Origin of the sequence: Vibrio sp. F13 (assembly GCF_020806305.2) — a bacterium.
GTDB classification, from domain to species: Bacteria; Pseudomonadota; Gammaproteobacteria; order Enterobacterales; family Vibrionaceae; genus Vibrio; species Vibrio crassostreae_C.
In genome coordinates this window covers 1,279,952-1,305,258 of the sequence record NZ_CP170175.1, presented here as the reverse complement: position 1 = coordinate 1,305,258, position 25,307 = coordinate 1,279,952, and the positions used below count along the sequence as shown (strand labels likewise).

The 25,307-nt window shown below is 45.2% G+C and carries 22 protein-coding genes and 1 tRNA gene; 10 read left to right on the top strand and 13 right to left on the bottom strand.

The features are described 5' to 3' along the window. Window positions 1-155 precede the first annotated feature (155 nt). Entirely contained in the window at window positions 156-1,568 is a 1,413-nt protein-coding gene (gene pykF / locus LMH68_RS05885; RefSeq protein ID WP_017061403.1) for a pyruvate kinase PykF, read from the bottom strand. A gap of 429 nt (window positions 1,569-1,997) precedes the next feature. On the opposite strand from pykF, the gene LMH68_RS05880 reads away from it, so the two are divergent. Next, a complete protein-coding gene (locus LMH68_RS05880) occupies window positions 1,998-2,768 on the top strand; it encodes a DeoR/GlpR family DNA-binding transcription regulator (protein ID WP_017061404.1) in 771 nt (256 codons plus the stop codon). A 107-nt stretch (window positions 2,769-2,875) separates the two neighbouring features. After that, a complete protein-coding gene (gene glmS, locus LMH68_RS05875; RefSeq protein WP_017061405.1) occupies window positions 2,876-4,708 on the top strand; it encodes a glutamine--fructose-6-phosphate transaminase (isomerizing) in 1,833 nt (610 codons plus the stop codon). A 102-nt stretch (window positions 4,709-4,810) separates the two neighbouring features. On the opposite strand, the gene LMH68_RS05870 is transcribed toward glmS, so the two are convergent. The 6 genes from LMH68_RS05870 to rpsU form a co-directional block, all read right to left on the bottom strand. Then, window positions 4,811-6,079: an O-acetylhomoserine aminocarboxypropyltransferase/cysteine synthase family protein gene (locus LMH68_RS05870; protein WP_017061406.1), complete on the bottom strand. Its 1,269-nt coding sequence runs from the start codon at window positions 6,077-6,079 to the stop codon at window positions 4,811-4,813. 204 nt (window positions 6,080-6,283) lie between these two features. After that, window positions 6,284-6,359, bottom strand: a tRNA-Ile gene (locus LMH68_RS05865). Window positions 6,360-6,522: 163 nt separating this feature from the next. After that, entirely contained in the window at window positions 6,523-8,367 is a 1,845-nt protein-coding gene (rpoD, locus tag LMH68_RS05860) for an RNA polymerase sigma factor RpoD (RefSeq protein WP_048614894.1), read from the bottom strand. A gap of 99 nt (window positions 8,368-8,466) precedes the next feature. Then, window positions 8,467-10,218 (bottom strand): DNA primase, encoded by a 1,752-nt coding sequence (gene dnaG, locus LMH68_RS05855; RefSeq protein ID WP_017069474.1) that lies wholly within the window; start codon window positions 10,216-10,218, stop codon window positions 8,467-8,469. A 119-nt stretch (window positions 10,219-10,337) separates the two neighbouring features. After that, the gene (locus LMH68_RS05850; RefSeq protein WP_017069475.1) at window positions 10,338-10,781 is read right to left on the bottom strand and encodes a GatB/YqeY domain-containing protein; all 444 of its coding nucleotides are present in this window, start codon (window positions 10,779-10,781) and stop codon (window positions 10,338-10,340) included. Between the two features lie 25 nt (window positions 10,782-10,806). Then, window positions 10,807-11,022, bottom strand: coding sequence for a 30S ribosomal protein S21 (gene rpsU / locus LMH68_RS05845; RefSeq protein ID WP_004396009.1), 216 nt, complete (start codon window positions 11,020-11,022; stop codon window positions 10,807-10,809). 258 nt (window positions 11,023-11,280) lie between these two features. Here rpsU and tsaD point away from each other — a divergent pair, with 258 nt between their 5' ends. Further along, on the top strand, window positions 11,281-12,297 hold the full coding sequence (gene tsaD, locus LMH68_RS05840) for a tRNA (adenosine(37)-N6)-threonylcarbamoyltransferase complex transferase subunit TsaD (RefSeq protein WP_229647475.1): 1,017 nt from the start codon (window positions 11,281-11,283) through the stop codon (window positions 12,295-12,297). Window positions 12,298-12,403: 106 nt separating this feature from the next. After that, complete coding sequence (locus tag LMH68_RS05835) at window positions 12,404-13,219, top strand: alpha/beta fold hydrolase (protein WP_229647474.1); 816 nt, start codon at window positions 12,404-12,406, stop codon at window positions 13,217-13,219. 43 nt (window positions 13,220-13,262) lie between these two features. Here LMH68_RS05835 and plsY read toward each other — a convergent pair whose 3' ends face one another. Then, the gene (gene plsY / locus LMH68_RS05830; protein WP_009847793.1) at window positions 13,263-13,859 is read right to left on the bottom strand and encodes a glycerol-3-phosphate 1-O-acyltransferase PlsY; all 597 of its coding nucleotides are present in this window, start codon (window positions 13,857-13,859) and stop codon (window positions 13,263-13,265) included. A 138-nt stretch (window positions 13,860-13,997) separates the two neighbouring features. On the opposite strand from plsY, the gene folB reads away from it, so the two are divergent. From folB to LMH68_RS05815, 3 genes are read left to right on the top strand one after another with little or no spacing between them, the layout of a single operon-like run. Further along, window positions 13,998-14,357 carry a bifunctional dihydroneopterin aldolase/7,8-dihydroneopterin epimerase gene (gene folB / locus LMH68_RS05825; protein ID WP_229647473.1) on the top strand — a complete coding sequence of 120 codons (360 nt, stop codon included), beginning with the start codon at window positions 13,998-14,000 and terminating at the stop codon, window positions 14,355-14,357. Then, the gene (folK, locus tag LMH68_RS05820; protein ID WP_017062921.1) at window positions 14,354-14,836 is read left to right on the top strand and encodes a 2-amino-4-hydroxy-6-hydroxymethyldihydropteridine diphosphokinase; all 483 of its coding nucleotides are present in this window, start codon (window positions 14,354-14,356) and stop codon (window positions 14,834-14,836) included. The genes folB and folK overlap by 4 nt, the downstream gene beginning before the upstream one ends. Window positions 14,837-14,851: 15 nt before the next feature. Then, a complete protein-coding gene (locus tag LMH68_RS05815) occupies window positions 14,852-15,655 on the top strand; it encodes an undecaprenyl-diphosphate phosphatase (protein ID WP_010434624.1) in 804 nt (267 codons plus the stop codon). Between the two features lie 101 nt (window positions 15,656-15,756). Here LMH68_RS05815 and LMH68_RS05810 read toward each other — a convergent pair whose 3' ends face one another. Then, entirely contained in the window at window positions 15,757-17,073 is a 1,317-nt protein-coding gene (locus LMH68_RS05810) for a multifunctional CCA addition/repair protein (RefSeq protein WP_229647472.1), read from the bottom strand. 36 nt (window positions 17,074-17,109) lie between these two features. Between LMH68_RS05810 and LMH68_RS05805 the strand changes: the two genes are divergently transcribed. Beyond that, window positions 17,110-18,780: an ExeA family protein gene (locus tag LMH68_RS05805; RefSeq protein WP_229647471.1), complete on the top strand. Its 1,671-nt coding sequence runs from the start codon at window positions 17,110-17,112 to the stop codon at window positions 18,778-18,780. Beyond that, window positions 18,780-19,772, top strand: coding sequence for a general secretion pathway protein GspB (locus LMH68_RS05800; RefSeq protein ID WP_017061416.1), 993 nt, complete (start codon window positions 18,780-18,782; stop codon window positions 19,770-19,772). Before LMH68_RS05805 ends, LMH68_RS05800 begins: the two co-directional genes overlap by 1 nt. 105 nt (window positions 19,773-19,877) lie before the next feature. Here the strand turns inward: LMH68_RS05800 and LMH68_RS05795 are convergent, their stop codons facing one another. From LMH68_RS05795 to LMH68_RS05785, 3 genes are all read right to left on the bottom strand, one after another. Next, window positions 19,878-20,489: a TIGR04211 family SH3 domain-containing protein gene (locus LMH68_RS05795; RefSeq protein WP_017062917.1), complete on the bottom strand. Its 612-nt coding sequence runs from the start codon at window positions 20,487-20,489 to the stop codon at window positions 19,878-19,880. 205 nt (window positions 20,490-20,694) lie between these two features. Beyond that, window positions 20,695-21,957: an inorganic phosphate transporter gene (locus LMH68_RS05790; RefSeq protein WP_017062916.1), complete on the bottom strand. Its 1,263-nt coding sequence runs from the start codon at window positions 21,955-21,957 to the stop codon at window positions 20,695-20,697. A 128-nt stretch (window positions 21,958-22,085) separates the two neighbouring features. Then, window positions 22,086-22,766, bottom strand: a complete 681-nt coding sequence (locus tag LMH68_RS05785; protein ID WP_010434644.1) for a TIGR00153 family protein — start codon at window positions 22,764-22,766, stop codon at window positions 22,086-22,088. Window positions 22,767-22,973: 207 nt separating this feature from the next. Between LMH68_RS05785 and LMH68_RS05780 the strand changes: the two genes are divergently transcribed. Next, on the top strand, window positions 22,974-24,491 hold the full coding sequence (locus LMH68_RS05780) for an inorganic triphosphatase (protein ID WP_229647470.1): 1,518 nt from the start codon (window positions 22,974-22,976) through the stop codon (window positions 24,489-24,491). A 51-nt stretch (window positions 24,492-24,542) separates the two neighbouring features. Here the strand turns inward: LMH68_RS05780 and LMH68_RS05775 are convergent, their stop codons facing one another. Next, a complete protein-coding gene (locus LMH68_RS05775) occupies window positions 24,543-25,292 on the bottom strand; it encodes an ion transporter (RefSeq protein ID WP_017061420.1) in 750 nt (249 codons plus the stop codon). Window positions 25,293-25,307 lie beyond the last annotated feature (15 nt).

Here is a 25,307-nt window from a genome sequence, read left to right as displayed (position 1 = left end):
CTAATCCGTCTCTTAGAAAGAGTCAGTTGGAGGTTAACAGTACGTAGTTCTATTGTGATTGATAATACAGCGTACTGAAAAGTTAGGCAAGATTTTGTTTCATAAAAAAAGAGGGCCGAAGCCCTCTTTTATATTTTATGCGAATCGGTTCATTTTTATAGAACGTGAACAGATGCCGTGTTTGTAGTACCAGAAGCTACTAGAGCACCAGAAACCATAACTACGATGTCGCCTTTGTTACCTAGGCCAGATTGTAGAGCGATTTCTTTACCGTTGATGTAGAACGCGTCTGTGTTCTCGATAGAGTCAACAAGAACTGGCTTAACACCTTTAGTAAGAACTAGCTGTGCAGCTGTCTTTTCGTTAGTTGTTAGAGCTAGGATGTTTGCAGTTGGGAAGTACTTACGTACTGAACGTGCAGATTTACCGCCTTCAGTTGCAACAACGATTAGAGGAGCAGCTAGCTTCTCTGCTGTGTCTACAGCGCCTTTACATACTGCTTCAGTGATACGTAGACGTGGGCTGTCTAGACGAGAACCTAGCTCAGCTTTAAGAGCTGAATCAGTACGGTTCGCGATTTGAGCCATGATAGTGACAGCTTCAACTGGGTACTTACCTTTAGCAGTTTCACCAGAAAGCATTACTGCATCAGTACCATCCATGATTGCGTTCGCAACGTCACCCGCTTCAGCACGAGTTGGACGTGGGTTGCTGATCATAGAGTCAAGCATTTGAGTTGCAGTGATAACCATCTTACGTGCACGGTTACACTTCTCGATCATCATCTTCTGAGCGAAGATTACTTCTTCAGCTGGGATTTCAACACCTAGGTCACCACGAGCAACCATGATGCCGTCAGAAGCTTCAAGGATTGAATCGAAGTTATCTACACCTTCTTGGTTTTCAATCTTAGAAATGATGTGGATGTTCTCGCCGCCGTTAGCGTTTAGAAGCTCACGGATTTCTTTAACGTCTTCTTCTTTACGGATGAAAGAAGCAGCAACGAAATCTACGCCTTGCTCACAACCAAACTTAAGGTCAGCTTTGTCTTTCTCAGAAAGAGCAGGAAGTTGAACAGAAACGCCAGGAAGGTTAACACCTTTGTTTTCGCCTAGAGCACCGTTGTTAAGAACTTTACACTTAACTTCAGTTTCTGTTGTTGCGATAACTTCCATTTCGATTAGGCCGTCATCAACAAGGATAGTGTTACCTGCTGTTAGGTCTTTAGCGAAACCTAGGTAAGTTACTGCTACTACGTCTTTGTTACCAACAACTGTTGCGTCAGTTGTGAAAGTGAACTCTTGACCAGCTACTAGATCTACGTCGTTACCATCTTCAAGTTTGATAGTACGGATTTCTGGACCTTTAGTATCTAGAAGGATAGCAAGTTGCTCACCTTTGTTTTCCATTACTTTACGGAAGTTCGCGATACGAGTGCCGTGCTCTGCGAAATCACCGTGAGAGAAGTTAAGACGCATAACGTTCATGCCAGCATCTACTAGTTCAGTTAGCTTCTCTACAGATTCAGTTTTAGGGCCAATCGTACATACGATTTTGGTCTTTTTCATGGAAGGTACTCTCCGGTAAGTATTGTTACAATTTGAAATTTATTTAAGTTCTGAAGATTGGTCCGCTACATCAACATTTTGTGCCTGTTGTGTAAAAGCGCGGGACTTCCAATATGTCCTTCAGAGTTGTAAGTCTTTCATCAATTTTAGTCATTTTATGACTAAAAGATTTTGATTCAATATCGGTTTTCTGTGACTTACCCCACTATATAGGGGGTAAGTTGCAAAAAAATAACAGTCAGTTTTGTAATTTTTTTTCTTTTCGGGTGCGGATTCTACCACCTAATGAGTTCAATATCACTGCTTAACAATTGTCTTAGGACAAGGTTTTATCGCTATTTATTAATTTTTTGGATTAAAATAAATGGACTAAATAGTTTCGTTGTAACTATAATATGTTTCATATCGAAACTTAATGGCCTTTTTTAAATGTCGAAACGAAACACCCAGCTCAGAAGACATGCAATTTCTAACCTAGTGAATGAAAAAGGGGAGGTTAGTGTTGATGAATTATCCGCTAAGTTCGAAACCTCAGAAGTCACTATTAGAAAGGACTTGGCGTCTTTAGAGAAAAACGGTCAGCTTTTACGCCGTTATGGTGGTGCGATTTCGTTACCGAAAGAGGTTGTCAACGAAGAACTGGGTCAACAAGTTTCGACTCGAAAGATTTCATTGGCAAAAGCCGCTGCAGATTTAATTCGCGACCATAACCGCATCGTGATCGATAGTGGCAGTACGACCGGTGCTCTAATTCAGCAGCTTAATGCTAAGCGTGGCTTGGTTGTTATGACCAACTCATTGCACGTTGCTAATGCGCTTAATGAGCTTGAAAGCGAGCCGACGTTATTAATGACTGGCGGCACTTGGGATACCCATTCGGACTCTTTCCAAGGCAAAGTTGCAGAGTCGGTACTTCGTGCTTACGATTTTGACCAACTATTTATTGGGGCTGATGGTATCGACCTCGATAGAGGCACAACCACGTTTAACGAACTGGTTGGCCTGAGCAAAGTAATGGCTGAAGTGTCACGAGAAGTGATCGTGATGGTTGAGTCGGAAAAGGTGGGACGAAAGATCCCGAACTTAGAGCTGGCATGGGAACACATTGACATCTTAATTACCGATACAGACTTAGGCGAAGAATCCAAAGCAAGTATCGAATCACATGATGTTCGAGTGATCCTGACCGATCCAGCGTAAAAACAAATTTAAGTATTATGCATTTACCTTCCTATAATTGATCTTAATGAAGATTTGGCCTTTGCTTGCTGCCAATAGGAATAAAACAAAATTGATGGAGTGAAACTATGTGTGGAATTGTTGGTGCAGTAGCACAGCGTGATGTAGCTGAAATTTTAGTAGAAGGCCTTCGTCGTCTAGAATACCGTGGCTACGATTCAGCTGGTGTCGCTGTAGTCGATACTGAATCTAACCTAACTCGTGTACGCCGTCTAGGTAAAGTACAAGAGCTAGCTGACGCAGTAGAAGAGCAACAAGTGATTGGTGGTACAGGTATCGCTCATACACGTTGGGCGACACACGGTGAGCCGTCTGAAGCGAACGCACACCCACACATGTCTGGTGATATTGCCGTTGTACACAATGGCATTATCGAAAACCACGAAGCACTGCGCGCTATGCTGCAAGAGCGTGGTTACGTATTTACTTCACAAACGGATACAGAAGTTATTGCTCACTTAGTTGAGTGGGAACTTCGCACTTCAGCTTCTTTGGTTGAAGCGCTACAGAAAACAGCAAAACAATTAGACGGTGCGTACGGCACGGTTGCGGTTGATCGTAAAGATCCTAGCCGTATCGTTGTAGCTCGTTCTGGTAGCCCGATCGTTATCGGTTTTGGTGTCGGCGAGAACTTCCTTGCTTCTGATCAACTGGCGCTACTGAGCGTAACTCGTCGCTTCATGTACCTAGAAGAAGGTGATGTTGCTGAGGTAACTCGTCGTGATGTTACGGTATTTGATGTAGCGGGTGAGCGTGTTGAGCGTGAAATCGTTGAGTCAAACGCTGAACACGACGCAGGTGACAAAGGTCAATACCGCCACTTCATGCAGAAAGAGATCTTCGAGCAGCCAACAGCGCTGATCAATACAATGGAAGGCCGTATCTCTGACACTTCGGTTATCACTAACGCGATCGGCGTTAAAGCTGAAGAGATCCTAAGCAAGGTTGAACACGTGCAGATCATCGCATGTGGTACGTCTTACAACTCAGGCATGGCAGCGCGTTACTGGTTTGAATCTCTAGCTGGCGTAAGCTGTGACGTAGAGATTGCTTCTGAATTCCGTTACCGTGATTTCGTTGTTCGTCCGAACAGCCTATTGGTGACTCTGTCTCAATCTGGTGAAACGGCGGATACGCTTGCTGCACTTCGTCTTGCAAAAGAGAAGGGTTATATGTCTGCAATGACTATCTGTAACGTTGCGGGTTCTTCACTGGTTCGTGAATCTGATTTTGCCTTCATGACTCGCGCAGGAACAGAGATCGGTGTTGCTTCTACTAAAGCTTTCACAACTCAACTAGCAGCGATGCTGATGATGGTAACGTCAATTGGTCGTCTACAAGGTCGTATCAATGAAGAAAAAGAAGCGGAAATCGTTCAAGCACTTCACCAACTGCCTGCTGATATCGAGAAAGCATTAGCGTTCGATAAAGAAATTGAAGCACTGGCACCTGATTTTGCTGATAAGCATCACACACTGTTCTTGGGTCGTGGTGAGTTCTACCCAATCGCGATGGAAGCGTCTCTTAAACTGAAAGAGATCTCTTACATCCACGCAGAAGCATACGCAGCTGGTGAGCTTAAGCACGGTCCTTTGGCTCTTATCGATGCAGATATGCCTGTAGTCGTTATTGCACCAAGCAACGACTTGCTAGAGAAGCTGAAATCGAACGTTGAAGAAGTGCGTGCTCGTGGCGGTCTACTTTACGTATTCGCTGATGAAGATGCGGGCTTTGAAAGCGATGAGAACATGAAGATCATCAAGATGCCTCACGTAAGTGAAGTAACAGCGCCTATCTACTACACAGTACCGATGCAGCTGCTGTCTTACCATGTCGCACTAATAAAAGGTACCGACGTTGACCAACCTCGTAACCTAGCGAAAGCGGTAACAGTTGAGTAATCGACAGCTTACCTAAGATATAGATAATAAGAAGCCCATCCTGTGATGGGCTTTTTTATGTCTGTTAGTTAACGATCAGTGTTAGAGCTAGCTGTAGCGTCATTAAGCGCTCAGTGCTTGCTCTAGGTCAGCCAAGATATCGTCAATGTGCTCGATACCTACTGATAGGCGAATCATCTCCGGTGATACACCGGCTTGTTTCTGTTCAGCTTCGCTTAGTTGACGGTGTGTCGTCGAAGCTGGGTGACAAGCGAGAGATTTCGCATCGCCAATGTTAACTAAGCGCTTGAAGATTTGCAGTGCATCATAGAAGCGAACACCGGCTTCATAACCGTCTTTTAAACCAAAAGATAGAATGGCCGATGGCTTACCTTGCATGTACTTTTCAGCGAGTGGATAGAATTCTGAATCAGGCAGGCCAGCGTAACTTACCCAACTGACTTTCTCGTGTTGCTTGAGGTATTCCGCTACTTTCAAGGCATTCTCTGTGTGTCGCTCCATGCGTAGCGACAACGTCTCCAAACCTTGCATCAACATGAAAGCATTCATTGGTGACAGTGCTGCACCTGTATTACGTAGGGGAACCGTTCTAGCACGACCAATAAACGCAGCCTCACCAAAGGCCTCGGTATAAACCACGCCATGATAAGAAGGCTCTGGCTGATTAAACACAGGGAAGCGGTCCTTGTGCTGTGCCCATGGGAATTTACCTGAGTCGACAATCACGCCACCTAACGTTGTACCGTGACCACCCACGTATTTAGTTAGTGAGTGCACCACGATGTCAGCACCAAAATCGATAGGTTTACACAGCACAGGCGTCGCGACTGTGTTATCAACAATCACAGGCACTCCTTGTGCGTGGGCAAGTTCTGCAACACGCTCTAAGTCGATAATATTACCTGCTGGGTTACCGATACTTTCGCAGTAAACCGCCTTGGTTTTTTCGTCAATCAGTGCCGCTAAGCTTTCTGGTTTATCGTCTTTAGCAAAACGAACTTCGATCCCTTGGTTTGGCAGCATATGAGCAAATAGGGTGTAAGTACCACCGTAAAGCTGAGGTGTTGAAACAATGTTGTCACCGATTTGCGCCAACGTCTGAATCGCATAGTTGATCGCAGCACTGCCCGCACTTACCACTAAGCCTGCGATACCTCCTTCTAAGGCGGCCATGCGTTTTTCTAACACATCATTGGTTGGGTTCATTATGCGAGTGTAGATATTGCCTGGCACCGCAAGGTTGAAGAGGTCGGCGCCGTGTTGTGCGTCATCGAATTCGTACGCGACGGTTTGGTAGATTGGAGTGGCAACCGATTTGGTTGTTGGATCAGTGTCGTAACCGAAGTGAATCGAGAGTGTTTCGTCTTTCATGAGTCTTCCCTGAACTATTGAGCGATTTATGTACTCTCATATTGCCGATTTTTTTATAAAAGAAAAGTATGTTTAGTCACAGAGAGGCAATTGGAATTGTGTGCGGGACGATTCGTTTTTGGTTCGGAAGTGCAGGGTGTGATTGGTACTGAATCAGAAAAGCAAAAAGCCAGAGCAGCGTGAACTGTTCTGGCTTTTCTAATTTGGTGGCCCCTCCCAGATTTGAACTGGGGACCGAACGATTATGAGTCGTGCGCTCTAACCACTGAGCTAAGGGGCCGTAGGGCATAGATTATAGGGGAAGCATTCAGTGGTGTCTAGACACTATAAGGGGCAATTCCGCTTACATCTTAGCCACTTAAATCATACGGATAAAAAAAAGGTGAGCCAACGCTCACCTTTTCTAATTTATGCTTAAAAGCTAACCACACTAAAGCGTGTGATTACTCGTCTAGGAAGCTACGCAGAGTTTCTGAGCGGCTTGGGTGACGAAGTTTACGCAGTGCTTTTGCTTCGATCTGACGGATACGTTCACGAGTTACGTCGAACTGCTTGCCCACTTCTTCAAGAGTGTGGTCAGTGTTCATGTCGATACCGAAACGCATACGCAGTACTTTAGCTTCACGAGGAGTTAGGCCAGCAAGAACGTCTTTAGTTGCACCGCGTAGGCTTGTTGCCGTTGCAGAGTCTAAAGGTAGTTCTAGCGTTGTATCCTCGATGAAATCACCTAGGTGCGAATCTTCGTCGTCACCGATTGGTGTCTCCATTGAGATTGGCTCTTTAGCGATTTTCAGTACTTTACGGATCTTGTCTTCAGGCATTTGCATGCGTTCAGCTAGCTCTTCCGGAAGTGGTTCACGACCCATCTCTTGTAGCATTTGACGAGAGATACGGTTTAGTTTGTTGATCGTTTCGATCATGTGAACCGGAATACGGATAGTACGAGCTTGGTCGGCAATCGAACGAGTGATTGCTTGACGGATCCACCAAGTAGCGTAAGTAGAGAACTTGTAACCACGACGGTATTCAAACTTATCTACGGCTTTCATCAGACCGATGTTACCTTCTTGGATTAGATCCAGGAATTGTAGACCACGGTTTGTGTACTTCTTAGCAATCGAGATTACTAGACGTAAGTTCGCTTCAACCATCTCTTTCTTCGCACGACGAGCTTTCGCTTCACCGATGGACATACGACGGCTGATATCTTTGATGCTTTGAACAGTAAGAGACGTTTCACGTTCGATCATATCCAGTTTTTGGATAGAGCGACGGATGTCGTGCTCGTTACGTTTAATCTTTTCTGCGTATGGCTTGTCTGAAGCAAGAACTTCATCCAACCATGCTTCGCTAGATTCGTTGCCAGTAAATAGAGCAATGAAAGATTTCTTCGGCATTTTGCCGTACTCAACCGTTTGACGCATGATTAGGCGTTCTTGAGTACGTACACGATCCATAGAGTTACGCAGTTCGTTTACTAGGTAATCAAACTGTTTTGGTGTTAGACGGAACTCTTTGAATACGTCTTGCATCATTGTCGTTGCAAGCATTGCTTTCGGGCTTTCATGGCCGTACTCGTTGATCGCTAGTTGACGATTCTGGTAGCTAGTACGAAGTGCTGTGAACTTCTCAAGAGCAAGTTCAGGATCGATACCTGTATCTTCTTCTTCCTCTTCCTCGTCGTCTTCTGCGTCTTCTTTGTCTTCGTCTTCCAGATCAGTTTCAGCAAGTTCTGAACCGATGTGAGTCGCCGTTGGCGCAGCTGTGCCATCGTCGTCTGGGTCAACAAAGCCATTGATTAGGTCTGTTAAGCGAATCTCTTCTGCTTGTACGCGGTCAAACTGTTCCAAGATGTATGGAATAGTGCCTGGGTACTCAGCAACCGATAGTTGAACTGTATTGATACCATCTTCAATACGCTTCGCAATGTCGATTTCGCCTTCACGAGTCAGTAGTTCAACTGTACCCATTTCACGCATGTACATACGAACTGGGTCAGTAGTACGGCCAATCTCGCTTTCTACGCTTGAAAGCGCAGCAGCTGCAGCTTCGGCTGCATCTTCATCTATATTGGCATCGTCATCATTAAGTGCTAGATCATCAGCATCAGGTGCAGTTTCAACTACCTTGATACCCATGTCGTTAATCATTTGAATGATGTCTTCTACCTGTTCAGAATCCACGATTTCTGCAGGTAGGTGGTCGTTTACTTCGGCGTAGGTCAGATAGCCTTGTTCCTTGCCTTTAATAACAAGTAATTTAAGCTGTGACTGCGGATTTTGATCCATAGATGATATCCAACTTCAGGTCTGGTGAAGGACGTTGCATTCTCAAATGCAAACCAATTATGTTAACAAATTTATTAAATGCTGACTAATCAAACAGGGTTACGCTTTTAGATCTAGCATTAAAGCTAGTAGCTCCCTTTTTTCTTCGGCTGATAAACCGACGCTTCTTGCTTTGGCCTGCAGGTTTTCAATTTGTTTTTCAACGCACTGGGCAAGTATGTTGTCCAATGAGTCTAAAAATATGTCTTCTTGATTGTCTTCGTCGAGGGGGATTTCCCAGCTCGCGAGACGAGACAGAAGAGCCTCATGTTTATTGTGTCGCCAATGCTCTAATAATTGGCCTGTGTTGATATGGGGATGCGCGTGGCATTTATCAAGTACTTCGACGAATAAACTTAGCCCAGGCAACTGTAAGCCTTTGACACTTGATAAATCCGGTACCATATCAGCATAGCTCGGATTTTGGATAAGCAAAGCGATAACTTCACGCATTGGAGTGCGCTTCAGCTCTTTATGCGGTTGAGGTGTCGGGTTCTGTGTATGAACACGCGCACGTCGCAATTGGTTATCAAATCCAGTGCGCTCATCGAGCAGTTTTTCGAGCAATTCTTGGAAGTAACTGTCAGGAATTTTGTTAATCAAGGCGCTGGCGTGTGCACGCAGTGCTGATTTCCCTTCGGTTGTTCCCAAGTTCAACTTGTGTATTTCAATTAGGTTATCGAACAAATAGGTCGAAAGCGGCGTCGCATTGTGGACCAGTTGTTCGAAAGCGGCTTTGCCGTGCTCTCGAATATAGCTGTCTGGGTCTTCACCGTCGGGTAAGAACAGAAACTTAAGCGTGTTACCGGTTTTCAGATACTCAAGTGCGTTTTCTAGTGCGCGCCATGCGGCCTCTTTACCGGCTCGGTCACCATCGTAACAACAAACCACAGTGCTGGTTTGACGAAACAACATTTGAACGTGGTCGCCAGTTGTCGAGGTGCCCAGTGATGCTACTGAGTAATCGACACCATATTGCGCGAGTGCCACGACATCCATGTAACCTTCAACCACAAGTATTTGCGGCGGTTCACGGTAGGCTTGCAGCACTTCATAAAGGCCGTAAAGCTCTTTACCTTTATGGAATATAGGCGTTTCTGGTGAGTTGAGGTATTTTGGTGTGCCGTCTTCTAATACACGACCACCAAAACCAATCACACGGCCACGACGATCGCGAATCGGGAACATTACGCGTCCACGGAATCGGTCGTATCGGTTACCTTTATCGTTCTCAATTAGCATGCCGCCAGTCACGAGCATGTCTTGGGCTTCTTTCTGTTGGCCAAAGTTCTTACGAACTAAGTCCCACTCATCGGCCACATAACCAATACCAAACTTCTGGACGATCTCGCCCGAAAGGCCACGATTCTTTAGGTAATCAATCGCAGGTTTGTTGGCTGATATTTTCAGTTGAGAGCGGTAAAAATTACTGATGCCGCCCATCAAATCGTAGAGGTTACGTTTTTGTTCGCTGTTGGCTCTTGGTGCTGTTGATATCTCGCCGCTACGTTGCTCTCTAGGAACATCGAGGCCTAAGAAAGAGGCAAGCTCTTCAATCGCTTCAACAAAATCGAGACGTTCGAACTCCATAATGAAGTCGATAGCATTACCGTGTACGCCACAACCAAAGCAGTGATAAAACTGTTTTTCTTGGCTTACGCTAAAAGAAGGGGTCTTTTCGTTGTGGAATGGGCAACAAGCACCATAGTTTTTGCCTTTTTTCTTAAGTTTCACGCGTGCGTCCACAATGTCGACAATGTCGAGACGCGCTAGGAGATCATCGATGAAACTACGCGGGATGTGTCCTGCCATAAAACCTTAGAAAAATGCACTAACTGAGAGTGTGGATAATAATAGTTTGAATAGGTTACAGATACAAACAAGCCGTGCGTTCCGAAGGATTGCACGGCTTGTTGCAATTTGATTTGGGATTAAGCGAGTTTAGAACGAACTAAACCACTAACTTTACCCATATCTGCACGCCCTTGAATTTGTGGTTTCAAGATAGCCATTACTTTACCCATGTCTTGCATGCCCGCTGGTTGAGCTTCGGCGATTGCGCTATCAAGTAGTGCAATAACTTCTTCATCAGTTAGCGGTTGAGGCATAAAGCCTTCAAGTACCGTAATTTCTGCTTTTTCCACGTCAGCAAGATCTTGACGATTTGCTGATTCATATTGAGCAACAGAATCGCGACGTTGCTTAACCATTTTAACTAATACAGCAAGAATGTCGTCGTCGTTCAGAGTGATCCGTTCGTCAACTTCACGTTGCTTAATTGCTGAAAGAGCTAAGCGGATAGTGCCAAGGCGCGGTTTGTCCTTGGCTTTCATCGCTAATTTTTGCTCTTCTTTGAGTTGTTCAATAAGAGCCATAACTCAGTCCTTATGGATTAAGTTATTAGTACAGGCGAACGCGACGTGCGTTTTCGCGAGCTAGCTTCTTAGCGTGACGCTTTTGAGCTGCTGCTTTAGCGCGTTTGCGAACTGTAGTTGGCTTTTCGTAATGCTCGCGACGGCGAACTTCAGAAAGGATACCTGCTTTTTCACAAGAGCGCTTGAAACGACGTAGTGCAACGTCGAACGGTTCGTTTTCACGTACTTTAACTATTGGCATATGCCTTTCACCTCAGGGGTTATTCATTATCGCTGGCCACTCAGTACCAAATCAGAGAAGTTACCCATCGAGCTAACTCTCTATTCGCGTTTGGCCATTAACCAGCTTGATCAAAAATGGTGCGGAATTTTAATCCGATCACAGTGGCTTTGTAAAGCACTTTGTCGATTATAGTCTGTACAATATTTGTTTGAAGAGCTTAGGCAGGGTAATATTGCGCTAATTTCCCATTTTAGACGAAAGCGTGCCGAGAAAATTATGCGCATTATTGGTATTGAAACCTCTTGTGATGAAACAGGAATCGCGATTTATGATGATGAGCAAGGGCTGCTTTCTCATCAATTATATAGCCAAGTAAAGCTGCACGCCGATTACGGTGGTGTGGTGCCTGAGCTAGCTTCGCGTGACCACGTGAAAAAAACAATTCCTCTTATTAAAGCGGCATTAGCTGAAGCGAACCTAACGTCGAAAGACATTGATGGTGTGGCTTACACGGCTGGTCCAGGTTTAGTGGGCGCTTTGCTTGTAGGTGCAACGATTGGTCGCAGTATTGCTTATGCGTGGGGCGTGCCTGCTGTGCCTGTCCATCATATGGAAGGCCACCTTCTTGCGCCAATGTTAGAAGACAATCCACCTCCATTCCCATTTGTGGCTCTGCTGGTTTCTGGCGGCCATACTATGATGGTAGAAGTGAAAGGCATTGGTGAATACCGAATTCTTGGTGAATCGATTGATGATGCAGCGGGTGAAGCGTTTGATAAAACCGCGAAGCTGATGGGCTTAGATTACCCTGGTGGTCCACTGCTATCTCGCTTGGCAGAAAAAGGCACTCCGGGTCGTTTTAAGTTCCCGCGTCCAATGACCGATCGTCCAGGTCTAGATATGAGCTTTTCTGGTCTGAAGACGTTCGCAGCGAATACCATTCGTGATAACGATAATGATAACCAGACTCGTGCTGATATTGCTTATGCGTTCCAAGAAGCTGTTTGTGCAACCTTAGTAATCAAGTGTAAGCGCGCCTTGGTAGAAACAGGCATGAAACGTATAGTGATTGCTGGCGGTGTAAGTGCTAACAAGCAACTGCGTGTTGAGCTTGAAGCTCTTGCTAAGAAAATCGGTGGTGAGGTGTACTACCCACGCACTGAGTTCTGTACAGATAACGGTGCGATGATCGCTTATGCGGGCATGCAGCGCTTGAAGAATGGCGAAACGGCTGATTTGTCTGTTCATGCCACACCGCGTTGGCCAATTGACCAGCTAGAGCCAATTGCGTAATAAACCATAGTGTTTCGATAAACGGTCGCCTTGTGCGGCCGTTTTTATATCCTAGCTTACCGACTGTATGTCGATAAATAATTGCTGATAGAGATTAGGGAAGAAAATGAACAAGTTCACAGTAGACAATCAATCGATGGCGTACCTAGATGAAGGTCAAGGCCCTGTTGTTGTACTCGGCCACAGTTATCTTTGGGATAGTGCAATGTGGAAGCCGCAGATCGAAGCGTTAAAAACTCAGTATCGCTGTATTGTTCCAGAGCTTTGGTCTCATGGTGAATCTCAAGCAGCACCCACTTCGATGCGTAACTTGAAAGATTACGCTCAGCACGTTTTGGCTCTGCTTGATCATTTAGAGATCGAAGAATTCTCAGTGGTTGGCTTATCGGTTGGCGGTATGTGGGGAACGGAGCTTGCCGAATTAGCACCTGCGCGAATTCAGTCATTGGTATTAATGGATACCTTTGTGGGTTTAGAGCCAGAAGTTGCGCACGCTAAATACTTCCACATGTTAGACACCATCACTCAAACTAAGATGGTTCCTCAACCAATTGTTGAAGCGGTTGTTCCACTGTTCTTTGCTAATGATGCTCAAACCAACACGCCAGCTTTAGTTGAAGGTTTTACTCAGCAGTTATCAGCTCTTGAGGGCGACAACGCTGAAGAAGTGGCACGAATTGGTCGAATGGTGTTTGGACGTCGCGATATGATTGAATCGGTAGAGAACTTTGCTTTGCCTGTTTTGATTGCTGTAGGACAAGAAGATAAACCACGTCCGGTACTTGAGTCATACCTAATGCACGATTGCATTACGGGCAGTGAATTAGTGGTGATTCCTGGCGCAGGTCATATTAGCTCGTTAGAGCAACCAGAGTTTGTGAACACAATGCTGAAGACGTTTTTAGATAAACATCTGCTATAAGCTTTAAATACTGAATATTATGGTTCGGCTTAGACGTGACAGTTTAAGCCGATTTTTTTTGTCCGAGTTTTGGTTCGCTGCCATCGAGTAGGCGGCGGATATTCTGGTGGTGACGTAACACGATCAAACAGCACAGCATGGCTACTGGCAATGTGTATTGAGGTTTGACTAACCAAGCGTAGAAAGGGGCAAGTAGCACAGTAACCAGTGCCGCTAAAGAAGAGTAACGAAACAAAAACGCGACCACTAACCAAGTCGCCATGATCATTCCGGTTAGATCGAATCCTATTGGGGCGATAGCGCCAAGTGCGGTTGCCACGCCTTTACCACCTTTGAAGTGGAAGAAGATCGGATACATATGGCCAAGACACGCCGCAATTGCCACAACCCCAAGAATGATTGGGTCGATCTTGAGGTAGTAGCCAAGCCAGACAGGGATAGTGCCTTTCAGCATGTCACACAAAAGGACGGCAGCTGCTGCGCCTTTACCGCCAACACGCAGGACATTGGTTGCTCCTGGGTTGTTAGAACCTACTGTTCGAGGATCTGGGAGCCTCAAAACTCGGCATATCAAGACCGCACTAGAGATTGAACCTAGTAAGTAGGCAGCAATGATCATGATAAGTGCCAATGGGGTCATGTCTGTCCTTTAACGGTTATACGCCTAACGATGGGAAAATAATGCTCAATCCAAGAGTAATTGATATCATATCTCGAATTACGCAAATAATACGTTTTTTTCCCCAATTTGGGTATCCGACCTCTAAAAGGACAAGTCATGGCACTGGATAAAGTTTTCATTGAGCAGCTAGAAGTAATTACAACGATCGGTGTTTACGATTGGGAGCAAGAGATCAAACAGAAACTGGTGTTTGATATTGAAATGGCTCATGACAACCGCCCAGCAGGCAAGAGTGATGATGTGGTTGATGCTTTGGATTATTCGAAAGTGAGCACTGCAGTACTTGAGCACATTGCAAATGGCCGTTTTCTACTCGTAGAACGTGTTGCTGAAGAAGTCGCAGAGCTTATTATGACTCAGTTCTCTGTGCCGTGGATTAAAATCCGATTGGCTAAACCTGGCGCAGTGCCACAAGCAAAAGCCGTTGGTGTGATCATCGAACGAGGTCAAGCATGACAGTAGCCTATGTTGGTGTTGGCACGAACATAGACCGCGACAAGCATGCAAGGGTGGCATGGACAGAGCTTCAATCGTTAGGGACTAACCTTAAATGCTCTAAAATCTATCACTGTGAGCCCGTCGGTTTTAATAGCCATCCGTTTTATAACTTTGTGATAGAGCTCGACACGTCACTCTCATTGACTGAATTTTCACAGCAGCTGCGTAAAATTGAGTTTAAATGGGGTCGCTCTCAAGATGCGCACAAACTACAAGATCGAAAACTCGATCTTGATATTGTGCTGTTTGGAGAGGAGGTTTCTGAGTGTGAACCAGAATTACCACGCAGTGATATCTACAAATATCCTTTTGTAACACAGCCGCTTTATGATCTTTGTCCTGCGCGAGTGATCCCGCAAGATGGAAGAACCGTCAGTGAAATATGGCAGAAGATGCAGCAATTAGACTCGCTCTCTGTCGTAGATATAAAACTATAATTTTTAAGGTAAGTAATGAGTTATTTTGAAGCGTTTATATTGGCGTTGGTGCAAGGCTTTACAGAGTTTTTACCTATTTCCAGTTCTGCACACCTAATCCTTCCTTCAGCTGTTTTAGGCTGGGAAGATCAAGGTTTGGCTTTTGATGTTGCTGTCCACGTTGGTACTTTGGCAGCTGTTGTTATCTATTTCCGTAAAGAAGTGGTCTCTCTGTTGAGCGCATTCTTTGGTTCAGTGTTTAAAGGCGATCGTAGTAAAGAAGCGAAGTTAGCGTGGATGATCATTCTCGCGACGATTCCTGCGTGTATCTTTGGCTTGTTGATGAAAGATATTGTTGAGCTTTACTTACGCAGTGCGTGGGTGATCGCGACGACAACGATTATCTTTGGTCTATTGTTATGGTGGGTGGACAAGAACTCAAGCCTGCGCGATGACGAATACCAAGCGGGTTGGAAAAAGGCGCTGTTTATTGGTCTTGCTCAAGCAATGGCGATCATTCCGGGCACGTCTCGTTCTGGCGCAACCATTACCGCGGCGCTTTACCTTGGTTTCACACGTGAAGCGGCGGCTCGATTCTCTTTCTTGATGTCTATCCCAATCATCACTCTGGCTGGTGGTTATTTAGGTCTTAAGTTGGTGACAAGCGGTGATCCAATCCATGTTGGCACTTTGCTAACGGGTGTTGCGGTGTCTTTCATCAGTGCTTACATCTGTATTCACTTCTTCTTGAAGCTTATCTCTCGTATGGGCATGACACCGTTCGTTATCTACCGACTGATTCTAGGTTGTGGTCTATTTGCTTTCTTGATGATGCAGTAGCGCTCGACCTACGAAGACAAATGTTTCGTCCTACAGATTGAAACGGAAAAACCCGCTTGAGTTGCGGGTTTTTTAATGCGTGCTTACTAACGGAGTGAAGACTAACTATCAGTGAGTTCTGATAACGCGCTTTCAATAGCCACCGCTCTGCGCTTCTCTTGCTCTTCTCGAATATCTTTACCTTTAAAGCCATCTGCAATGATCGCTTTTACTTCAACTTGAAGCGCCGCTTGGTAGGCGACTTCAAAGCGCGCTTTTTGAGGATAAGGCTGATCTTCTAATCCTTTTCGGCCTGCGTGGTCGGCCTGGCAGCAAAGTAGTATATCGTTGAGCCTGTCTGGTTTACGCCAAACATCAAACTTGTTCAGAACCTTGAGAAAGGTAGTTGGCTTGAGCTCGCCTGCGCGGTGGATATTAGAATGCTGCTCGCACACTAACAACGCAAGATCTCTGAATTCATTGGGCACTCTGACTCTTTCACACAGCTTCTTAATGATTTTTAAGCCTGTATGGCAATGCATTTTATGGCTTGGCCATTCAGCTTGTGGTGTGACGCCTTTACCTAAGTCATGCACTTGAGCTGCAAAGCGTACCGGTAGCGATGGGCTTAATAGTGCGGCTTGCTGAGCAACCATCAGAGTGTGAATACCCGTGTCGATTTCAGGGTGCCATTTTTCAGGTTGAGGGACGCCAAATAGAGCGTCAATCTCAGGTAATACGACTGCCAATGCACCACACTCTTTCAATACAGAGAGGAACACTTCAGGGTGCGGTGTACTAAGAGACTTATGCCACTCTTGCCAAACTCGCTCTGCAGTAAGGTGTGCCAGTTCACCAGATTGGACGATCTCACTCATCATATCCATGGTTTCAGGTGCAACCGTGAAGTTAAGATGGTGAAGCTTGGCGGCGAAGCGAGCCACACGCAGTACACGAAGAGGGTCTTCAACAAAAGCGTCTGAAACGTGTCTTAAGATACGATCCGAGAGATCTTTCTGGCCATGATAAGGATCGTGAAGTTGGCCTTTATCATCTTGAGCTATAGCGTTGATGGTCAGATCTCGACGCATCAGGTCTTCTTCCAAACTCACGTCTGGCGCGAAGTAACATTCGAAGCCTGTGTAACCAGAGCCTGATTTTCTCTCAGTGCGAGCCAGTGCGTGCTCTTCTTTGGTTTTTGGGTGCAAGAATACCGGGAAATCTTTTCCCACAGCAGTAAAGCCAAGGTTTTCCATCTCTTGAGGGGTACTCCCTACCACGACCCAATCTCTATCATAACTATCAATATTGAGCAGCTTATCGCGCACTGCTCCACCGACTAGATAGCGTTGTAGCCCGTTGTCTTTTGGTAGGCTATCGTAAATTTGCAACTTATCACCTCGAAATGTTTTATCACTGCTGGACTTTACTGCAAGCAATGGTACTTTCCATTAATCGTAATTATAGGGCAGCACATGTATAAGGAATATTTTGGCTTCGTTGAGATGCCATTTTCGATTGTACCAAATTCTCGCTACTTGTTTTTGAGTCAGCGCCATCAAGAAGCGATGCAGAACCTACAAGCCGGTTTAGGCGAGGGTGGGGGCTTTGCGATGCTTACTGGTGAGGTTGGTACAGGGAAAACAACGGTCGCTAAGGCGATGTTGTCTTCATTGGATAGTCATACTCAGGCTGGCCTTATACTTAACCCTACGTTTTCAAATACGGATTTACTAGAAGCTATCTGCGATGAGTTTGAGGTCGAGTACCCAGAACAAGCATCGTTGAAACAGCTCAGTCAGGCTATTCATTATTTTCTACTTGATAGCCATGCCGAAGGCATTCAAACCCTATTGGTGATCGATGAAGCCCAACACCTCGCTGCCGATGTGTTGGAGCAGTTACGCCTTCTAACAAACTTGGAAACCGACAATCGTAAGCTGTTAAAAGTACTGTTGGTCGGCCAGCCGGAATTACAACAGCACTTACAAACCACGCAGCTACGTCAGCTAGCACAGCGCATTACTGGTCGTTATCACTTACTGCCTCTTAATACCGAAGAAACGGGCAAGTACATCGCGTTTCGTTTGGAGACGGCGGGTGGCGAGCAGATGTTGTTTTCGAACCGTTCTATCAAGCTGATTGCTCAATATACGCATGGTATTCCAAGGCTCATTAACTTGGTGTGTGATAAAGCACTGCAGTTGGCTTTTCATGACGGTGAGCAGCTACCGAGCAATGAAACGGTTAACCGAGCGTGTCAGCAGGTTATGTCCTTTCAGGCCGATGTGTATCACGTCGAGAAAGCTCTAACTTCTCGTGTCGCGCCTAAGTTATTCCAATACGCAGGGATTGCGACGTTAAGCGTTGGTCTTGCAATAGCGACCTTTAACTTCGCTCCAAGCTATATCAATGCTTGGTTGCCTACGGATGCATCAAATGAAGCAAAGACGGAAGTGTTAGCACGTACTCAGCGTTCTTTGGTATCAGATGTTCCTAAGTTGGTTGCTGAGCCAAAACCTGCCAAGTTTGAATTGCCACAACACATTCAACAACATTTGATGCAGGGGACCAATCGTTCTCTCGCTATCAAAGACTTGTATACGCTGTGGGGATATCAATCTTCACTGCGTGATGGATTGTGCTTAAGTGAGCCACAAAGTGTTTTTGTGTGTGAGCAGCAGCAGGCCAGTTTGGATACCTTGTTAGAACTTGGTGTTCCTGTGGTACTTAATCTCGACATAGACCAAAAACCAGTGTTTGCTGTGCTGTATGGCGTGTCTAAGGATTCTGTCGAGTTGCTGGTTAATGAAAAGCTGTTGGTGATGCCGAAGCAATCCTTAGAGCAAATCTGGCAAGGCGATTACGTCGCTATTTGGAAGCAGCCGCTGCGAGAGACCCTTAAAGAGGGCTATCAAGGTGAAGCGGTTGCTTTGCTTGATCTACTGCTTTCTGAAGTATTAGGAGAGGTTGTTTCCGGTAGTGATGTATTTGATTATGAGTTAAAAATGAAAATCGAAGCATTTCAAACGTGGCAAGGTATGTCTGTTGATGGCATTGCAGGTAAGCGCACCTTAGCAAGATTGCAGAGATTAGCTCAACTCGATTCGCCTAAGCTGATGTCACTAGAAGGGGGCGAAAGCTAATGTCACGTATTATGCACGAACTTAAACAGCCGTCTCACAAGCCATCTTCTATTAATCAGCACTCTCTTAGCAAACCAAGCTTCAAAGGCTACCAGAATCATCATGTTCCTAATTCTGCAAAAGGGATGAGCAACAAGCGAGGTTCATCGTTAGCGATGGGGCTACTCTTAATCTTGGTTCCTTCTTTGTTGGTGGGTGGCGTCTTGGCTTATCAATCGTATATCCAACAACAAGAAGCCGTGAACCAAGCTGCCAATGTCGCTCTGCCAGAATTTAAAACTGAATCAGACATTGAGCCTGAAATTGCGGATGCTGATATAGCAAGCATGGATGCCGTGTCTGAGGAAGAAGATGCCTTGTTCACCGTTCGCCCTGCACCGGCGAGCCAACCGTTGAAAGCATTGCCACGCCAAGAGATGTATGCACAGATTGATTCTGGCGCTAATCGTGCAAACACCGCTGGTGGCTCAGCAGTGATCTTCGCTAATGCTGATAACAACACTCAAATGACAGCCAGTTCTGAATCGTCATCCGTTCAGCCAGGCGCGAGTGATGAAACGACTGCTCTGCAATCAAGCACTGATCAGCAATCAAATAGTGACTTACAATCGGACAGTGATCTGCTGCAAGGGCTAGACCTCAGTGAGTTGCCACCTGATTTGGCATTGAAGCTTGAATCCATTATGGGGGAGCAACAAAGCGCTCCTGAGCCGATGGATTCTAGACCCTCAGGGCAAAGGGGTTCTCAGGTCATTGAGCTGGAAACGCACACCAATAGCTTATCAGGCGTCCTTCCTAAGTTAGACCTACAAACCCATATGTACTCGAGCAGCGAAACCAAGCGTTGGGTAAAAGTGAACGGTCAAGAAGTGGCGCAAGGAGATTGGATTGGACAAGACATTCAATTGCTGGAGATTAAGCCACAATCAGTGATCATAGAGTTCAATCAACAGAAGATAGAAATCCCGGCTCTGTACGAGTGGAAAGGTTAGCGATTTCTATACGTATTTAGATAACAGACAAATAAAAAGGAGCACCTCGGTGCTCCTTTTTGATATTCGATACTGAATTTACTGTACCTGATACAAGCGTTAAGTCTACGCCCAACCGTTTGGTGATTTTCTGCGACGAGGCATGATGTGTGGCAGAACAAGGCCTAGAAGTAGACCAATACCCGCAACACCACCACCGTACATGAAGTACTTCAATAGTAGGTCGTCTTTTTGAGTGTCTAGCTTAGCGCGCAGTTCACGGTTCTCTGTTTGAGAACTCGTTAGCTGTTGGCTAATTTCACTGTAGTTCTGTTCTAGTTCAGCAATCTGCTTGTTACGAGAATCTAGAGAGCTTGCTAGGCCAGCTTTTTCGCTGTCAGCACTCTGACGAGCATTCGCTAGCTTGCCTTTAACTTCCGTCAGCTCTTTCTCTAGCTTAGGCATACGCAGTGCCATGCTTTCTTGAGTGCTTACAAACTTGCTTTCAACCCAACCTTTACGGCCACGGTTGTCTTGAATTTGGGTGTAACCCGTACTCTTGTTAGTTTGTAGGAATGTAATCTTTTCACCAGCATCAACACTACCGATGATACGGAATGTGTTGTTTGGGCCAGAATGCATATAAGTAAATAGTTTGTCAGCAATATAACGGTCTTGTGCAAAGGCAGCTGGAGCCGCAAGCATTGCGAACAAAACTAAGCTAATCAGTTTTTTCACAGTAAATCCCTTAACGATTCAAATTGGGTAGGCGTATGAGTCAGCCTCAATCAGCAAATAATATTTAGTTTCTTTATGCGGTGCAACAAAGAAGGGAGGCAAAGCCTCCCTTTCTGTGCGTTTGAGTCAATAATGACATGGCATTTACATATCGTTACTGAAGCTCACACTGTTCTGACGCTAGTATTCACTAACGCAGTCGCGATTACATAGTAAACGCAGCTTGAATTCCGTAGAAGAACACAACAGCAAGTAGAGCACCTGCAGGTAGTGTCACAATCCAAGAAGCCACGATATTACGTACAACGCCTAAGTTTAGTGCTGCGATACCACGAGCAAAACCAACACCTAAAACAGCACCAACGAGTGTTTGTGTAGTAGAGATTGGAAGGCCAGTACCTGAAGCTAGTACAACCGTACATGCAGTTGCAAGTTGTGCAGCAAAGCCACGGCTTGGTGTTAGTTCTGTAATACCAGTACCAACGGTTGCCATTACTTTATGACCCATTGTTGCAAGACCAACAACGATACCGAATCCACCTAGAGGAAGAATCCACCATGCGATAGTACTCTTACCTGTGATTTCACCCATGTGCTCAACGGTTGATACAACAGCAGACAGTGGACCAATCGCGTTCGCAACGTCGTTTGAACCGTGTGCAAATGCCATCGCACAAGCTGTGATAACCATGAGTACAGAGAAGATGCCTTCAACACCTGCAAAGCCGTGGTCTTCTTCGCGGTTAGCGAATTTCTTCTGGATGTATAGGTAACCGCCGATCATTACAAGCGCAGAAACGCCAGCAGCCCAAACCCATGCTTCAGTGTTGCTTAGGTGAAGACCAACGTGCTTAAGGCCTTTCTTGATGGTTACAAGTGCAATTACCATTGTTGTAATGAACATGTATACCGGTACAAAGCGTTTCGCGTTAAATAGCGGGTTCTCTGTATCAAAAATCAGTCGTTGAGCACTTACAAATATGACGTAAGCGAAGAAACCGGAAATAACCGGTGTGATAATCCAACTGCCCACAATGCCTTGAACGCTGTTCCAGTCTACCGCTTCAGTACCTACAGACACACAAGCGAAGCCGATGATTGCACCGATGATTGAGTGAGTCGTAGAAACCGGCCAGCCCATGTAAGAAGCGAGAAGTAGCCATGTACCCGCAGCAAGAAGTGCTGACATCATGCCGTACACAAGTACATCTGGTTGATGAGCGAATAGAGACGTTTCGATAACACCTTTACGGATCGTGTCTGTTACTTCGCCGCCCGCAAGGTAAGCACCTGCGAATTCAAAGATCATTGCGATAATGATCGCTTGTTTAACGGTTAAAGCTTTAGAGCCTACTGAGGTGCCCATTGCGTTCGCAACGTCATTTGCACCAATACCAATAGCCATCAAGAAACCGAAAGCTGCTGCAACAATAATCAGGACAGTGCCGTAGTTAGCAAGGATATCCATCGTAATACCTAGTTGTTTGATAACAAGCGGAACAAATTTAGACGCAAAAAACCGCTCAGCGAGAGGAATACTCAGCGCATAAGTGGTTTGTTCAAAAAATGCTCTTCGTTATATGGTTAACGTATGATTTAAGATCGAGAAAGCATTACTTCAAGACGAGCGCCTACACGCTGTGCTTGATCTGCAATACCACCAACCCATTCAAGAATTTTGTATAAGAACATGATATCAACTGGATTCAGATCGCCTTCAATTGCCATTAGTTGTTGGCGTAGTTCGATCTGCATCGCATCCGTGTCATCTTCAATTACATCTAATTGATGAATCATTTCAGCAACGAGTGTTACTTCACGGCCCTTAAAGCCAGTCTCAAGTAATTCGTCTAATTCATTGATTACGTTTTGTGCTTGGTTCGCTGCATCTAGACAACGTTTAACGTAAGCGATGAAGTTTTCTTGCATAGGAGCAGGAATGACAAGTTGACGACCATATACACGGCCAGCAATGTCTTTCGCTAGGTTTGCGAGTTTGTCTTGTTGCGTTAATAGCTCCAACATATCGGTGCGATCAACTGGCATAAACAAACCACGAGGAAGTTTAAGGCGAATTTCACGTTTTAGTACGTCAGCTTCTTTCTCAAGGTGAGAAATTTGAGCTCGAATTTCTGATGCTTTTTCCCAGTCACCTTTTGAAGAAACTTCAAAGAAATTAACTAGGTGAGAACAACATTCGTTCACGCATACTACGTGACGCTGCAAAGGTTTAATTGGGGACTTTGCAAATAACCCCATAATTGTATTTACTGGCATGGTCATCCAACCTAATAAATAATAACCTTAAAACAACATACACCATATTCATGGTGAAATGTTAAGCGATGGCTACAAAGTCGCGCATGTTAACCTAATCAATCTCTCATTAAAACTGTTTTAGATCATCATAAGGGCGATATTTCTGACTTGCCGACTTTTCAAATTGGCAATATCCTGTCCCTATCTTCACAGAAAGGTATAACTATGGAAACCGAGATAGAACTGAAGTTTTTTGTTTCTCCTGAATTTTCAGAGACTTTACGCAATAAAATTGCTGAAACTAAAGTACTTCAGCACAGTTGTCGTGAGCTAGGTAACATCTACTTTGACACCGCTGACAACTGGCTACGTAAGCACGATACAGGCTTACGCATTCGACGCTTTGATGACGTATTTGTACAAACCGTAAAGACTGCTGGTCGTGTGGTTGCTGGCCTGCATCAAAGGCCTGAATACAATGCAGAACACGACAGCAACGAACCTAAGTTAGCCCTGCACCCAGAGGATATCTGGCCAGCAGGTAAAGACATCGAAACGTTGCAAGCTGAGCTGACTCCTCTGTTCTCTACCAACTTCACGCGTGAGCAGTGGTTGATTGGTATGCCTGATGGTAGCCAAGTCGAGGTCGCATTCGATCAAGGCTTTGTTGAATCAGGCGACCTGCAAGAACCGATTTGCGAAGTCGAATTGGAACTTAAATCCGGTCAAACGGATGCGCTATTTACATTGTCTCGCCAATTCTGCGAACAAGGTGGCATGCGTTTGGGTAACCTAAGTAAAGCAGCTAAGGGTTACCGTCTTGCTCAAGGTTATCAAGGAGATGAAGTCACTCCTTTGACCTTAGTTGATACTGACAAAAGTGATACCGTTGAATCGTGTTTTATTCAATCTTTAGAGCATGCTCTCGCTCATTGGCACTATCACGAGCAGATTTTCACAGAGCGTCAATCGATTGAAGCTTTGCATGAGATCAGTCACTCGCTGAGTTTTATTCGCCAAACTTTCACTATCTATGGCGGCATTGTTCCAAGACGAGCAAGTGCGATTTTACGTCAAGAGTTAAAGTGGCTTGAGCAAGAGCTTGAGTGGCTAAAAAGCTATGACCACTTCGAAGATTTGCTGGAAGATAAAGGCCATGTGCTGCGTAAACTCGATGCGCGTAAGTTCTTAGTGGCTGAGCTGAAAGAGATGCAAGAGCAACTTCCAGATCGTGAAGAGCTGCTTACCTTGCTGAGTTCGGCTCGTTACACAGGTTTATTGCTAGACCTGAGCCGTTGGATTCTGTCTCGTGGTTGGCAGCCTTTCCTAGATGAAAAAGCACGTGAGCAAATGGCTAGTGGTATCGAATGGTTTTCGGTGAAGCAGCTTGATCGCACATGGGCGGACTTGATGGAAGCTTTCCCACCTGAACGTGTGATGACTAGCCAAGCGTATATTGATCAGCAATACCGTTTGATGCGCAATCTATACTCTGGTGTGGGTTTTGCGAGCTTGTATGACGATGAAGAGCGTAACAGCTTCCGTTTGCCATGGGCTGACATGGTACAAGGTATTGATGATTTGCTGGCACTTAAAACATTAGAGCCGTTAACTGAGAAGTTAGAAGGCGATGAGAAGCTTCAGCTAGAGCGCTGGTTGGCTCGTCAAGAAGTGTCCATTCTGCATGCGATGGAACAGACACGCCAAATCAGTGTTGAGGTTGAGCCATACTGGCAAGACTAAACTCGATACCTGTATCAATAGAAGTATGAATTTGAAAATAGGGCTCCGGCCCTATTTTTTTGTTTGTTGCTCAAGTTTTTCGAGTCGCTCTAAGATTTTCTGTTGCTGCTCGATGATCTTCTCAAGGTGTTTCTCTTTGTTTTCCGCTCGTAGATTCTCATGATGAGTTGGGGAGGTGATCAAAGAAGTAATCAAGCCTGAAATCATACCAAACACACCGACACCACAGATGATCACCATTGAAGCCACTAACTGACCGGAAGTTGTCACTGGGTAATGGTCGCCATAACCCACAGTACTGATGGTCACAAACGCCCACCATAAAGCATCATGACCTGTAGTGATGTTGGCGTTCGGATCTTTGTGTTCCAATAGCAGGATCGTGCCAGCACCGATAGTCAGTAAGATCACCAAAAGCAGAATGATGGAAGCGAAAGTGGTCTCTTTCCTATTACGAAATAACTCTCTGAAAATACGTTTACTTGAACGCAGAACTAAGATGACTCGCAGAATTTGAAAAATACGGGCGAAACGAAGAGGCTCGATCATTGGGATACTTGCTAAGAAATCGATCCAGTGTACTTTTAGAAATTCTTTTTTGTTTTGTGATCTAAATAGATCAATTGTGAGCTGAAAAAGAAAAACACTACAGATTATAAAATCGAGGCCGATAAGGACTTGTTTCGATTCTTTATCGATCGGTACGAACAATAAGCCTGAGATCACAAATAACGCTAAGAAAGAGAGAATCAGTGACAATAAGCTCATCGGCTTGGTGGCGTCTTTGGTATTATTCAACATTCATACGAGGCTCAA

Coding starts and splice junctions, on each gene's coding strand:
- tsaD (WP_229647475.1), top strand. CDS start 11,281: ATGCGCATTATTGGTATTGAAACCTCTTGTGATGAAACAGGAATCGCG.
- dnaG (WP_017069474.1), bottom strand. CDS start 10,218: ATGGCAGGACACATCCCGCGTAGTTTCATCGATGATCTCCTAGCGCGT.
- LMH68_RS05775 (WP_017061420.1), bottom strand. CDS start 25,292: ATGTTGAATAATACCAAAGACGCCACCAAGCCGATGAGCTTATTGTCA.
- glmS (WP_017061405.1), top strand. CDS start 2,876: ATGTGTGGAATTGTTGGTGCAGTAGCACAGCGTGATGTAGCTGAAATT.
- rpoD (WP_048614894.1), bottom strand. CDS start 8,367: ATGGATCAAAATCCGCAGTCACAGCTTAAATTACTTGTTATTAAAGGC.
- LMH68_RS05850 (WP_017069475.1), bottom strand. CDS start 10,781: ATGGCTCTTATTGAACAACTCAAAGAAGAGCAAAAATTAGCGATGAAA.
- LMH68_RS05805 (WP_229647471.1), top strand. CDS start 17,110: ATGTATAAGGAATATTTTGGCTTCGTTGAGATGCCATTTTCGATTGTA.
- LMH68_RS05790 (WP_017062916.1), bottom strand. CDS start 21,957: ATGGATATCCTTGCTAACTACGGCACTGTCCTGATTATTGTTGCAGCA.
- LMH68_RS05800 (WP_017061416.1), top strand. CDS start 18,780: ATGTCACGTATTATGCACGAACTTAAACAGCCGTCTCACAAGCCATCT.
- LMH68_RS05835 (WP_229647474.1), top strand. CDS start 12,404: ATGAACAAGTTCACAGTAGACAATCAATCGATGGCGTACCTAGATGAA.
- LMH68_RS05870 (WP_017061406.1), bottom strand. CDS start 6,079: ATGAAAGACGAAACACTCTCGATTCACTTCGGTTACGACACTGATCCA.
- LMH68_RS05785 (WP_010434644.1), bottom strand. CDS start 22,766: ATGCCAGTAAATACAATTATGGGGTTATTTGCAAAGTCCCCAATTAAA.
- plsY (WP_009847793.1), bottom strand. CDS start 13,859: ATGACCCCATTGGCACTTATCATGATCATTGCTGCCTACTTACTAGGT.
- folB (WP_229647473.1), top strand. CDS start 13,998: ATGGCACTGGATAAAGTTTTCATTGAGCAGCTAGAAGTAATTACAACG.
- rpsU (WP_004396009.1), bottom strand. CDS start 11,022: ATGCCAATAGTTAAAGTACGTGAAAACGAACCGTTCGACGTTGCACTA.
- LMH68_RS05780 (WP_229647470.1), top strand. CDS start 22,974: ATGGAAACCGAGATAGAACTGAAGTTTTTTGTTTCTCCTGAATTTTCA.
- LMH68_RS05815 (WP_010434624.1), top strand. CDS start 14,852: ATGAGTTATTTTGAAGCGTTTATATTGGCGTTGGTGCAAGGCTTTACA.
- pykF (WP_017061403.1), bottom strand. CDS start 1,568: ATGAAAAAGACCAAAATCGTATGTACGATTGGCCCTAAAACTGAATCT.
- folK (WP_017062921.1), top strand. CDS start 14,354: ATGACAGTAGCCTATGTTGGTGTTGGCACGAACATAGACCGCGACAAG.
- LMH68_RS05880 (WP_017061404.1), top strand. CDS start 1,998: ATGTCGAAACGAAACACCCAGCTCAGAAGACATGCAATTTCTAACCTA.